This is a genomic window from Microbulbifer maximicatervae (SeqCode) (assembly GCF_052467325.1).
In genome coordinates this window covers 2,393,526-2,406,666 of sequence record NZ_CP174310.1, presented here as the reverse complement: position 1 = coordinate 2,406,666, position 13,141 = coordinate 2,393,526, and the positions used below count along the sequence as shown (strand labels likewise).

The following is a 13,141-nucleotide window of genomic DNA, read 5'->3' as shown; positions in this document are numbered from 1 at the left end:
TGTAAGTACTACTTAACAGCATTGATCTGAACTACCGTGACATTAGCAATGCGACCACCGCGCCACCAAGTCCCTTTTGTACCAATCTTAAGCCTTTTATGGTGATACTCACGGCGCTCTTCACTTAATATCCACATACTGGCAAAGCCTTCATTAGGAATATTACCTGGAGTAGTATCTCTTATGACTCTGCTATTTTCATCAAGAATCTCTGGCCAGATCATGTGTATACCTTCAACTTGCGGATCATCCCCGTCATAAAGAAAATCCACTCTCATTCCTTGTCCCGGCTTGGCATTTTTATTCTCTTCAGATAAGTCTATCTTGTACTTGACTACAAAATCCGGATTTCTTCCAGATCTTTCTTCATAAGGTATATGTACTTTCATATACGGTGCTAATACGAAGTTGTGTGGCGCCGTAGGCGTCCCTGGCAGTTTGCTGCCGAACGCCGACGTCTTGTTATGCCCACTGGTTTTATTGCATGAATGTGATTCGCACAGCGTTCACTGTTAAGGCTAATAATGGAATGTTTGATAGAGCAAATATTAAAAACCTGATTTCAATTTTGTTAAAAGTTACTTGCACAATACTATGAATTACTCGAATACCGACATATGTCCATGCCAGAATAAAATTTATGCCATCTCCTGCGCCAAGGACTGCAAGTGATATTGCCAAAGCATAGAAAATAGTTGGTTGCTCCATGAGATGATTATAATTATCAGCTTTCCAACGAACATGGGGAGGCAGGGTTGACATTTGCTCTCCGCGAGGAGCATTCGGATCAAGCTTTAATTTAGCTTTCTTCACTGCAGGCAATCGTGTTGCGTACATCCACAACCACATAACCATTGACCAAGATATCAAGGCAATTACAGGCTGAATTATTTGGGCACTTTCAATCATTCGTTGATTCCTTTTTATTATTTACTGATGTTAGAGAGCTGAACAGAGCATAATGACCATAACAGGAGCAGCTGGAGCGTTGGTCGTCCCGTGTAAGGCTGCAGGCCCAACGCCAAGCTAAGCAGCGCCGTTTACGACCTCTTTGCTTGAGCACCTGGCTAGCCTTCTAAGATGGAAATTAGCACCATAGTAGAAAAGTGGTGGTGCTAGAAAACCAGATAGTAAAATATACCAAAACGGTACTTCACGAGCAGGAAAGAGAGCTAATACTAATATTATTAAAGAGACGATAATCGGATTAAGTAATTTGCCTTTTCGGGATATTTTGGAGATTATAAAGCCTGACCAGAGATAGCTAAAGGCACATGCAAAAACCAAGATAACAAGCTCTTCGGTAGTGTATGGAGCATTGTATGGTTGAGAGCCAAACAGCATAATTTTAATAAATGTCGAGATTACGGCGATAACGAAAACACCGAGTAGCCCAAGAAATCCACCGACGAAAATTCCTTTTAAATCTATATTTTTCATAAAACTCCTATAGGAAGCTAGCAACCATATAAAAGGCGGAGCGTCAACTACGTTAGGCGCAACGTGGTGGAGCGACTTTTAATGTGCTTTGTATGTGTTTTACTCATTAATTACACAAAACCCATTACCAAAAGGATCTGAGCAATATGCAATAGTACCCCAGTCACCTCTTTCTCCGCCTTCATGCTTTCCGCCTAGTTTAACAATTCGCTTAACTATTTCATCTACGTTTTCAGCTAGAAAGTCAATATGAACGGGGGTCCAATGACGAGAATAATTTCGCTCAACTGTCTCGGTGGGGACTGCTACTGATCTAGCCTCTTTCTCTTGTAGATAAATATCACAGTTCTCTACTGAAATCACTGACATTCCACCTTGATCTCTTAGTTTTTTACAACCAAGAGCTTCTATATAAAAATTCTCAGCTTGTTTAATATTAGAAACATCAATACTTACAGAGAGCTTTATCAAAATATATCCTCTTTTATTGATTTATGAGAAATGACGGCCACAACAGTGGCGACCAATACTGGCTACGTTTTGTGCAAAAATGGAAGCGCAGCGACCCGCACATAACGGCTTGTGCTTGCTAGACTGATGCGCTCTAAACGAATCAGAAAAAGTTACGTCTCTACTTTAAATAAAACTGGAATTCTATGCAGCCCTTCACTTGGATTTGGTAGCCATGTAGATAGGTAATAATTTGAATGCTTTGCCAAGCATTTTGCATAAGCGCGTAATTCTTTAGGATTAATGTCCTCTGGTTTAGCATCAATCAATCTTCCATTCTTCGCAATAGTGAGAACCATTACAAAGCTGCCTTCAATATTTCCCTCTCCTAAATACTCCACATGAGGCGTGCAAAAACCGATCGAAGTAGCTGTCGCAGTGGAGATCTCTGTTAAGAGGATAGCCAGAAACATTACTTTAAATATATTGTGAATCATCAAATAAGTCCAACGCCTTGCTAATGAGCAGCCGAAGTAACGCGCAGGCTATCCTGTGGAGGCCGCGCTTTTCGCGGTCGGAACGAAATTGAGTAACTTGTTATCATCTTTTACCACGTAACTTTGCCCTTAACGCTCGTACACCTACAGGCTTTAAAGCACAGTACTTTGCAAACAGTAACTCGCCCAGAAATGGGACTAAGATCAGTACTATACCGAACACAACCCAACTCTTACTGGCCAAACCCAATATAATAGCCAGTATTGGAATAATGGCGCCTATAAATGCGAGTACCCATTTTGACAACGAAGTGTACTCGTACTGAAAGAAGCACTTTTCACAGTGCATACGGTTTGAAAAAGACAGCATTCTGACTTTTACCGCTTGCTTTCCACATTGTGGGCACTTTCTTATCATGGCTTACAACGCCAAGCTTCGTGACTGCTGTGAAGCGGATGCGTATCAATGGCTCCAGCCACGGTAGTGCCGAACAAGAGTGCTTTGCTATGCATTTTCCGGTCAATCAGAAAAAAATCCCCATTCAATATCTGCTGTATTTAGGTAAAAACTCCAATTACCTCTCGGCAGTCTTTTGGAAGCAAAGCCAATAATAGGCAATGGATATTCAAGCAAGTCTTCTCCATTAGTTAAATCCTGCTCATATCGTTCTTGAATATTAGCAATTTTAAAGGATTTTTATTCTTTATGATTATATGCAGGAGAAATAGTGATAATCGAGGTTTTGCCGCTTTTTTATCACGATACAAGATTATGAGCTACATTACCTCCTAATGCAAATTCTTCGATTTTTGATAGCACTAACGCGTTGCTCAGTTGCGGCCTGAATGGAGCTTGTATTGTGCTAATGTTTTCTAGCACAATACAAACGGAGTGTAGGATGTCAATTGTAGTAATTCGTTATGGCATTTTTGATGGATGGGGGAATTGGAATTCTAACTTAGCTAAATGCATGTTTGTGCGAATTTTCTGAATATCTGTTCCCAAGTGATTTCCAGGATTGTAAGGAATATAAATTCTCTTTGTATTTGTGAAGAATGTCAGATTGGCGGAATGTAGATGGCATTATGGCGCCATTGCAGATTTAATATACGCCTCAAGATACTTATCTCCGGCCGTATATCTCTATTTAACATAAATTCAACTATTAAGTAAAAATATCTTTGAATTACTAGGTTAGAGAAAAAACTGCAATCTATCTGTTTTGTGGAGGCGGTCTTGAGGCGCTTATTCCTGGTGGTTGTGGATCATTTCTTTTTTAAAACTCTTTGAAATTCAATAAATATTTTGTATAGCGTTAGCGTCCAAGGATAAATGCCTTAAGGCATTTACCTTGTGGGAGGGGTAATACTTAAGTGTCAATCTTGGCTGAAAAATTCAAATCTAAGTGCTATAAGCTGTAATTAAATGGCTGCAGATTTTCTTTGCGTTTTCATGACTATCGACATTGAATTTAGAATAGTGTTTACTAGATTCTCCATAGGCGATTTCAGATAAATTTTAAAGTGAAGGGCCAGGCTCTCTCAGTTACCGCCTATGGTTTAAATGTTTTTTTGTAGTATTTTTAATTAATAGGTTTATTTAAACGTCAATTGCTTTTAATCTCCTGTCAGTATCTATAAGTAAAAACTGATCGGGAAAGCTGTAGTGTTTGGCGCTTAAATTACCTTTTATCTTAAAAAATTTTCCGCAGTATTAAGAAGGCTTTTTGTTAAAAAATGGGCAGGCCTGTGCCTGTATATATCACAAATATTAATGGGAACTAACATGGCTACAAACACTTACATCTATAAATCCTACGCAGATGGTGAGTCAGACAGCGATACTTTGTGGGGGCAGGTACAAAATAGCCTTAATAGCTTAAGCCAGAATGGTCGCGATTCGGTAAAAATCGCAAGTTCAAACGAACATGGCGGCAATTGCCGGAGTGTCATTATTTACACAGACGACGCGGCACCCGCTGGCTCAGTTGATACATTGTCACAGACTTGGAATTACGAAACCTTCAACGATTCAGACGGATATAGCACAATGTATCAAAATGCCGTCAATTTTCTGAATGAAACCCTTAATTCCGTACAGGCATACTACTCACGACTGTCTATGATCGACGCCAAGAGTCACTCAGCACACCTCGTTGTTTGGTACCGGGAAGGTGCATAAACAGTATTATTATATTTTCGGAATTCATTGATGGCTCATAGTCGTCATCTCTTTTTACACCAATGCAAACAATTAGCCAGCCTGTGCTCGCGCGCCATAAGAGCGTAGCTCTAAAGTCGAAGTGAGCAGCTGTCAGGTTGTAGGATAAGGCGTGTGGAGATAACAAGACACAGTTAATCTGTTTGCGTAGCTTTTATATTTATATAAGGTGAGCACGTGTCAAACTTCGACCAGATGGCAAACTTTTCTAGTTCTACCAATATCGCTAGCACCTCCACTGGCTCTAACTCATCCTCTGTCGCCAAAAATTATGCGAAGAATTTCCTTACCCAAGTCAATCCCCGTACTGGTTTACTCAGCGTTACGATTCCATCGCCACCTCTAAAAGGGATTCTCTCGATGGATGTGAATCTCGGGATCACATACGCGCAGGAGACCGTAGGTTCCTATGAACAATTGTTTGGTCTACCTGTAGGATGGTCCTATTCGTTAAGTTACATTAATGATGGGATCTTGACTCTCAACGGTAGCCAAACCTATGTTTTGAGTCCGGAAAGTCCTTCTGGCTTGCAGTATTACTACCAGAAAAATCTTGAAATGACGCAGTATAGTCCAGGGCAGTACCCTAATTTGCCCTATGCCCCAAGTACCCCTTACGCATACCTGCTGACCTTTTTGGACGGCCATCATCAGTATTTCGATGTCCAGGGGAAATTGATCTGTTGGGATGACAAAAATGGAAACCATCTGCTTTTTACCTATGATTCAAGCGATGCTTCCATTACACAGGCGAAGCTTATCAGTGTTACTGATGCATACGGACAAAACCTATCGATTTCACTCAGTAGTGACTCCATCGACGTGATTTACCCAAGATCCGATGCCAACCCTAACCCGATCACCTATTCTTACCAGCTACTTGAGGGCGCACTGGTTTCCTACATTGACCCTATGGGCTTGACCACGCACTTTATTTACAACGGAGGTCTTATAAATAGCAAGCTCCTCTCGAACGTCAACTATCCCAATAAAGTCAGCTCGACGTTTGACTACAGTACAATCTACTACAAAGATAGTTCTGGACAACAAGAGCAACAAGATGTCGTGAGCAAGGTGATCAACACCTATGAAGAAGAAACCCGTAGCACAACCTATAATTATCACCCTGAGCAAAGTGGTCCAGATGGCCACAATTATCTTGGAAACCCTACGTATGAGGTCGCATCTACAACATCAGATGCTTTATTTCAAAGTAATGACAATAATTACAGGTATTACACCACGATCAACAATAACAAAACGTTGGTTGTTAATCAGTACAACAATCTGCACCTTCTTCTAAAGTCGACCACTTTCACAGCAAATGGAAGCGAACGCATCCAAGAAATAGCGTACACTTATGTTGGTGAAACGGACGGCGACTTCCCCCCCTACAACCAGCTCGATCCGAATTATCAACTGATTGCAGAAAAGCTAAGCACCTTCTACAACGAGCAAGAAGACACCAGACCCGCTAAAATTATTCGCAGCTACACAGACAATGGTCAAATTGCCTCTATCGAAGAGTACGAACAGGTAGAGGGTGAATTACAGCTCGTCAAAAAGGGAGAGGTTGAATACGATATCAGTTTTGGTATGCCCACTTCCGTTAAGGTATACGACTACAAACCTAGAGGAGTACTTAGTCAAACACCAGAGATTATAAGAACGGACAATAAGCTTTCAGATGATAAGAAGCACATCCTCACATCCACCCGCGGGACTGAATTGAGTGGCCTATTAAATCCACTACTCGTGACCTCTGTTGAGTATGACACTGCTGGCCGTCCCAGTTCCTCCACGCGTACCTGGGGTTCAGCAGCACCAGGTCATTCTGGAATTGCGAAAACCAACACGACCTTCGAAAATATTCTTGACTCTACCGCACACACATTGACGCATGCCACAACCGATTTCTTTGGCAATACCTCTAATGAGGTTTACGATTTATGTACTGGTTTCCCAATCTCAACCAGCAACGCCGTGGGTGCGATCACTACGTATAACTATGACCTCGCTGAAGCAACCGTAATACGCACTGACCCTATGGGAAACACCACAACATGGAGCTACGATCTTACCAATAACATAATGCGAAAGCTCGATGCCAATGGTTACGAACAGAAGTACTACTACAACGGGTTTGGGCAACTTATCCAGCAAAGTGATTATCCTGTGAAGGGTGGGGCAGAGCGAATCTTAACGACGAATACTTATGATCAGCTGGGGCGTCTCAGCGTACAATTGGGTATTCTAGGCGAAGCATCAAAAGTCACATACGCCTATAACGCACGGAGCCAATTAGCCTCTAAGACTGATGCCCTGGGCAATATATCGGGATACGAATATGATTCGGTAGCTTGCACGAAAGCAAGCTCTTTTAATTCGTTGAAGTCAACTGAAGTCACTTACGGTCCTGAGAAGTCTGGCGGCCCACTTCTTAGTAAATTCAAAAAAAGAGCTAAAAAAGAATATAAACAAAGACTTGTCGCTTCGGCTAAAAAGTTCGATAGGCACAATGCTAATCAGTACGCCTGCGCTACCCGCTTGTGGAACGCTTTTCAACTCAATGTACAGACCAGTATTGGAGATCAGCAGACCCCTCAAGAGTTTTCCCTAGCGAGATCCTACAATATCCTCCAAAGCCCCACCCAGTATTGTCTCGGTGGTGCAAATCTGAAGCGCACACTAGTGGCCTCGCGAGATCTAAATGGGAATATGCTTCAGAGTACTTGTACACTTGAAGGTATGTCTCAGACAGAAGCGTCGTCAAATCGTAGTTACAATGAACTCGGGGAATTCACACAAGAAGCCACACTGACGGAACAAACTCGAAAATTTACTTATGATGCGGTAGGAAATAGGACTCAGATTGCCCAGTTTAATGGATCACAGGTAAACAGCACCTATGATCTAAACAAGCGAGTCTCTTCTCATTCGTACACCGAGAATGGTTCGAGCATTGAAATTCATTATGAATACGATGGTGTCGGGCAGCGCACTTCCATCGAGCGCTTCGTGGATGGGGAAAGCGATGCACGGCTCAGCTACACCTACACGCTTGATGGCAATATTTCTTCAATAAGCTATCCAGACGGGAAAACAGTTTCGTGGAACTACGATGTCAATACGGGCCTTCTGACTTCATCCATTGATGCGCTCGGGCATCAGTGCAGCTATTCCTACGATAGTTATGGTCGGCTCGCTAAAATTGCTCGGGACGATGGCTCTGTTTCCGTGGGGATCACCTATATCACCCAGGATATCGATAAAGCTAATGTGGGAAAAATAGCCTCGGTGAGCTATTCAAATGGGGTCAAGCTCGCTTACACCTATAACGGTTATGGGCGCCCCCAACAAATCATCGCTACCAGTACGGGTGAAGGCGAGCCGATTACCCTCACCTACAGCTACGATGCAACGACCTCATTCGTAACCGACATTAGCTACCGACACCCTGGGGGCTCAAGTGCACTCAACCGCGATGTTTCATTCGTATATGATGATGTTGGACAAGTCATTGGGGAATCATCTGTAGACCCACAAGGCAACCCACTCGAAACCGTATCTTATAGCTATGATGCGCTAGCCAATATCAAAACTTGCGCCCGCTCACTGCCTTCTTCTGAAAGTGCGGAGACAAATTACACCTACGATGCCGATAACCGGCTAAATTCCATCAGCGTGGCTGGCGCCCAAGATCAGACTTTGAGCTACGACCAAAACAACAATCTTATTAAAGATGAAGATGGTAATAGCTACCAATACAATGCATTGAATCAACTCACACAATTCACCTCAAGTGACGGTGAGAACACGACCTACACCTATTACCCCAATGGGCTGCGTGCAACAAAGCAAACCGGTGATGAGGAAATCATTCGCTATTATTACGACAACGCCAGCAATGCCAATATCATCAATGAAGTTCAGGGGGATTCAGAGGCCAGCTACATAATATCAGCATCGTCGCGACTCGCTCGTTTGCTGGAGAAAGACTCGTCATCTGAACTCCAGTCTTATCTACTCGATAGACAAAATGTTCTTCTGACTTTCGGTAATTCAGGGTCTATCAGTAGCGAGTATGTCTATGACGCATATGGCAACTGTAGGTCATCCCAGAGCGGAAGCATTGCTGACAATCCATTTTCTTATTGTGGGGAATATGCCGACTCGGAATCGAGCTTGCTCTATCTGAGGGCCAGGTACTACGCGGCGCAACGGATGAGGTTTGTGAGTCGAGATAGCTTCCTGGTTATGAACCCTTACACCTATGCCGATGGGAATCCTGTCATGAAGCAAGATCCTTCTGGACATCTTTCAACCGGAGCAAAGATTGGTATCGGCGTGGGCTCAGCTGTCGGTGCAACCATCTTAGGATATGGCGCGTGGAGTGCCTGGTCACGCATGGCACGTGAGAATATTCCTCAAGGTGAGCAGCCGCCAGAAGTAGAGGGGTTGGATGGTATTGTTCCTGATCATGGCAATATCGGTGCTCCTCCAAATGATGGCAATATTGACGCTCCTCCAAATATTGAAGCTTTTGGGTACGCGAATTCACCAGACCAGATATTTGATTATTTGAAGCGGGAGGGGGAGGGGTTTGATTCAGACTCAGTTGTCTCTATTGAAAGAGATGAGGGCGGGCAATATTGGTACGAAGCTTGGAGGCCCAGACCTAATGACAATCAAGATATTCTGGATGGCGCTGAAGCACTCCCGGATGTGGATCAGTTGACATTTCGGACACTCCCTCGAGGTATAAATACAAAGCGAGCTAACCGCAATAAAGATGAGGAGGTATTCGGAGATGAAGAAGAAATGGTGGAGCTAGGAGCATTGATGATGTAGGAGAAGTTGAACCTATAGAAATAACGGATAGGTTTAAATTGCATTCCCTGAGTGTAGAGCACGACTTTACCATTGTGTAATGGAAAAATTGTGCTCTACACTTATTCATATCCAGAAGATAGATTATGTAAAATTTTTTGTGTATCTGCCCGCCCATTTGCAAATTGATAAAATCAATCATTTTCAACTGGTTGCCAAGCTCCGCAATGCTTTCGGGGTACAAATTTCGCCAATCAACTTCAGAGTCTCAAAATATATTGGTATTTCTATTTCGCGAATACTTAAAACAACTTGCAGAGGTAATTACCCGTTGGGAGAAGCTGTTTCGAGCTCTCTCTGGCTATGCGCTATGTCAAAGGCGATACCCTCGATCACTGTGAGCTGGAAAAACTAAGAGAAGTCACCGCTATATGGCGGGAGCGCTTAATAGATGTCAGTTAGTTTATGCGCTGTTTAAACAAGTCTATCGCTCGGCAGGCCAATGCTGAAGACAAGTATACAGGCCGTTTTTGGGAGGGGCGATTTAAGTTGCAGGCTTTATTGGATGAAAAAGCCCTCGCCGTTTGCATGGCCTATGTAGACCTAAACCCTATCCGCGCTAATATTGCCAAAACGCCTGAAGACTCTGATTACACCTCTATTCAACTGCGTATTCGCTCTGCAATCACCGCTGAGCAACCCAAAAGTTTACTACCGTTTGTGGGAGATGAGCGCTTAAATATGCCAAAAGGGTTACCTTTTCAGCTGGGCCACTATTTGGAGTTGGTGGATTGAAGTGGTCGGCATCTAGATCCCAGAAAGCGCGGCGCTATCGCTGAAAATACCCCTCCCATACTTGAGCGCCTGGGTATTTCACCTGAGCACTGGCTTTACCTCAACCGAAATTTTGAAAGACAATTTAAAGGTTTAGTAGGGTCGGTTGAAGCAGTACGGAAAGCGTGTGTTTTATTGAATAAACGCTGGGCCCACGGTGTGCATGATTGCCAAAATTTTCTCTCTTACCCTTCATCTCAACTCAATTGAATCATTTTTTATCCCGCCGATCGATCCCCGTTCGCCCTGTGTGCTGAAAGCCCTGGACACCAAAAATAGACAAAATACTCTGCACAATTGTGCCTCGATGCTCCTCTGGTGAGCATGGCTTTTTATTTTTGCCGATTTCTTCCTCTCCCACATGATTCATGGGTGTCCTATTTGTGTTGTCACGAGGAAAGAATGCCGTACTTTCTTCAACCAATTCCTATCTTACTGGCACTCTGCGAAATTGCAGCGGACTACCCCTTTTTCAGTACTTAAGCGAACACTCTAGGAGCGAAATTGCCTGAATAACAATCAGTACAATTGCTCAATACCGAGTGCTATGTATTGGCACTAAAGTTTCAGTTACTACGAAAAACCAATAAAGCCGACCATCACAATAACGACTATAACTGGGGAGCTTGGAGTGCAGCGCAGACCATCCTACGAAGGGTTAAAAGCCCGTAGCAACCTGCTTGTATTCGTTATGCATGCCGTACCCCGCGAAGCTCAAATATACCGAACCAAAAGAGACCTACACTAATAGAAAACGACAAAATTAAATTCAAAATTAGTTTCTCTTTTTCCTCAACACCAGAAATCAACTGCCTGTTATCGTAGTAAGCTCCAACTATGTACTGGTCTTTATCGATCTTTGACGTGTAGTATTCCAGTTCTAGCTCATCCCCAACTTGAAGGTCGTCAAACATATCTTTAGAGGAGTTTGAATACTTGAACTCTAGGTCTTCAATGATAATGGTGTGTAGATAATCACCTTTTCCAATATATCTAGTTTTAATTCTTTCCAGCAAGCCAACCTGGGTAAAAACTCTTTCCCTCTGAGGAAAATTGCTGTAAAGGAAATATCCTGAGGCAAGTGCAAACACCGAAAGTACAAGTGCAGTATATCCAACCAATTTTGACTTACTATCTAATCGCTCAATCTTCATATACATAACGCTGAATGAATGGGCCGTGTTGCTGAGAAGCAGCGCTTTTAGCGGTCCAGCCCAAAGGGTGATTATTGCACGCTTTGTTAAGCATTTATTACGCCGTAACCGAGAATATTGCAACATAAACTAAAAGTAACTGACCTAGCCATGCAGGCCATTTTGAAAAATGAAGAAGCATGATGCCAGCGGCTGTTAATGACGACCCGAAGACAATACCATATAAAGCGTATAGTCCCTCGGCTACCCCGCATCCATCTGTAAATAGGAAGCAAGTATAACTATGGATATGCGCCAACACAGATACAAGAATTAGAATGAATCCTGCCACAATTTCAAATTTGGAAATAATTAATTTCATATTTGCCACAGCTTTATTGCCTAACCTTGTTAGCCACTTTTCAATTTTTCCTTCGAATGCTTATATATATGGTAAATGCTATATGCGATCATAAAAAACCATATAATGATGTTATCAAAGCGATCTTTGTAGAGCGCCCTTAATGCCATGGCAGAACAAATACCGACCATGACTGCATCAATGGTGAGCGATAAGGCTGCTATAGTTTTCTTCGCTTTGTCGCCGTGTGCAAATTGATATCTTTCTATCAGACGATTGATTAAAAGCGATGTTGTGTAAAAGCCTAAAAATATAATGGCGATATATCCAAGGAACACCCGCCCCTCTACAGAGATATTGGAAATCCCCTGCAAAAATAGAAAAGTAACGTAGGAAAAGATGGCCAGCATTATGAGCCTGCCACTTCCTCTTACAAATTCTTGTCTAGATATATTTTTCATGATCATCTGGCTAACGTTGCTAGCAAAGGCAGCCGAAGCGGAGCGTAGGCTGTCAAGCCCGGCCCAGAAGAGGTTGGGCGAGCTTGACTAGCCTGGTTATGGCTGGCGTGCTCAGAACTGACTACTAGCACTTTGCCAGCCATAGTTTGGCCGGCCGCTGCCCGATTAATACGAGGGAGGAATACATTACTTTCCCTACCCATTTCTTTCTTATTGGCACTCCACGAGTCGGCTGCGGAGTTTCTTTACCTAATGATCTAAAGTAGAGAAACTGGAACAATAATGCAAGCTATCAGCGGTGCATAACTTTGATTCCGGAACTCCAGAGCAGAGAGCCAAATATTTCTTGGCATGCACCATCTAAAAATTTCCCGCCGACATAACATTTATATACTAAGTATCTTTATCCTTAATTGGCACATAAGCTTTAAGGCTCCCATTATATTTCAGTTCTTCACCATTTCTTATATCAATAAACTTAGGCTTGATATTTTTAAATTGCTTCTCTCCTTTAAGGCATCCTCTGAACTGATTATCTTTACGCCGGATCTCAAGAATATAATCTGGAGCTTGATTTGCATACTCCATAGCCATACTCTTATACTTAACAGGATCGTTGGAATTATTGGCCCGTGCCATTCGTCGAGCTTCGATTATCACCTCTTTCGTTAGAATGCGTTCTAATCTTTTTCTGTCTTTTATTAGTTTCCCATCTACGTTTACAGGTTCAGAGAAGAAGCGATCATTACAATCATTAACCGCATCAATATATCGCTGATCACTTTTTGTAATTTCTCCAAATTCAGGATGACTGACGTACTCTATGGTATGAATATATTTATACGGGACCACCGTGCCACACCCATTTACAACGATCAAAGCTGTCAATATTAGAAACCTCTTATTCATATTTA

12 protein-coding genes are annotated in these 13,141 nt (G+C 42.6%); 4 read left to right on the top strand and 8 right to left on the bottom strand.

What is annotated here, in order from left to right; genetic code table 11:
* Nucleotides 1-8 precede the first annotated feature (8 nt).
* The 5 genes from ACJJIE_RS10840 to ACJJIE_RS10820 all read right to left on the bottom strand — a co-directional run bounded on the left by ACJJIE_RS10840 (nt 9) and on the right by ACJJIE_RS10820 (nt 2,387).
* A complete protein-coding gene (locus ACJJIE_RS10840) occupies nt 9-389 on the bottom strand; it encodes a hypothetical protein (RefSeq protein WP_444894596.1) in 381 nt (126 codons plus the stop codon).
* Between the two features lie 88 nt (nt 390-477).
* Nucleotides 478-909 (bottom strand): MAPEG family protein, encoded by a 432-nt coding sequence (locus ACJJIE_RS10835; RefSeq protein WP_444894595.1) that lies wholly within the window; start codon nt 907-909, stop codon nt 478-480.
* Nucleotides 910-1,026: 117 nt separating this feature from the next.
* Nucleotides 1,027-1,440: a hypothetical protein gene (locus tag ACJJIE_RS10830; RefSeq protein ID WP_444894594.1), complete on the bottom strand. Its 414-nt coding sequence runs from the start codon at nt 1,438-1,440 to the stop codon at nt 1,027-1,029.
* 99 nt (nt 1,441-1,539) lie between these two features.
* Nucleotides 1,540-1,911, bottom strand: coding sequence for a VOC family protein (locus tag ACJJIE_RS10825; RefSeq protein ID WP_444894593.1), 372 nt, complete (start codon nt 1,909-1,911; stop codon nt 1,540-1,542).
* A 152-nt stretch (nt 1,912-2,063) separates the two neighbouring features.
* Nucleotides 2,064-2,387, bottom strand: coding sequence for a hypothetical protein (locus ACJJIE_RS10820; RefSeq protein WP_444894592.1), 324 nt, complete (start codon nt 2,385-2,387; stop codon nt 2,064-2,066).
* A 447-nt stretch (nt 2,388-2,834) separates the two neighbouring features.
* Between ACJJIE_RS10820 and ACJJIE_RS10815 the strand changes: the two genes are divergently transcribed.
* From ACJJIE_RS10815 to ACJJIE_RS10800, 4 genes are all read left to right on the top strand, one after another.
* Nucleotides 2,835-2,999, top strand: coding sequence for a hypothetical protein (locus tag ACJJIE_RS10815; protein WP_444894591.1), 165 nt, complete (start codon nt 2,835-2,837; stop codon nt 2,997-2,999).
* A gap of 1,174 nt (nt 3,000-4,173) precedes the next feature.
* Nucleotides 4,174-4,569: a hypothetical protein gene (locus ACJJIE_RS10810; RefSeq protein WP_282931766.1), complete on the top strand. Its 396-nt coding sequence runs from the start codon at nt 4,174-4,176 to the stop codon at nt 4,567-4,569.
* A 597-nt stretch (nt 4,570-5,166) separates the two neighbouring features.
* Complete coding sequence (locus ACJJIE_RS10805) at nt 5,167-9,459, top strand: RHS repeat domain-containing protein (protein ID WP_444894590.1); 4,293 nt, start codon at nt 5,167-5,169, stop codon at nt 9,457-9,459.
* 444 nt (nt 9,460-9,903) lie between these two features.
* On the top strand, nt 9,904-10,233 hold the full coding sequence (locus tag ACJJIE_RS10800) for a hypothetical protein (RefSeq protein WP_444894589.1): 330 nt from the start codon (nt 9,904-9,906) through the stop codon (nt 10,231-10,233).
* A 728-nt stretch (nt 10,234-10,961) separates the two neighbouring features.
* On the opposite strand, the gene ACJJIE_RS10795 is transcribed toward ACJJIE_RS10800, so the two are convergent.
* The 3 genes from ACJJIE_RS10795 to ACJJIE_RS10785 form a co-directional block, all read right to left on the bottom strand.
* Complete coding sequence (locus ACJJIE_RS10795) at nt 10,962-11,426, bottom strand: hypothetical protein (protein WP_444894588.1); 465 nt, start codon at nt 11,424-11,426, stop codon at nt 10,962-10,964.
* A gap of 390 nt (nt 11,427-11,816) precedes the next feature.
* Nucleotides 11,817-12,227 (bottom strand): hypothetical protein, encoded by a 411-nt coding sequence (locus tag ACJJIE_RS10790; protein WP_444894587.1) that lies wholly within the window; start codon nt 12,225-12,227, stop codon nt 11,817-11,819.
* A 393-nt stretch (nt 12,228-12,620) separates the two neighbouring features.
* Complete coding sequence (locus tag ACJJIE_RS10785) at nt 12,621-13,115, bottom strand: hypothetical protein (protein ID WP_444894586.1); 495 nt, start codon at nt 13,113-13,115, stop codon at nt 12,621-12,623.
* Nucleotides 13,116-13,141 lie beyond the last annotated feature (26 nt).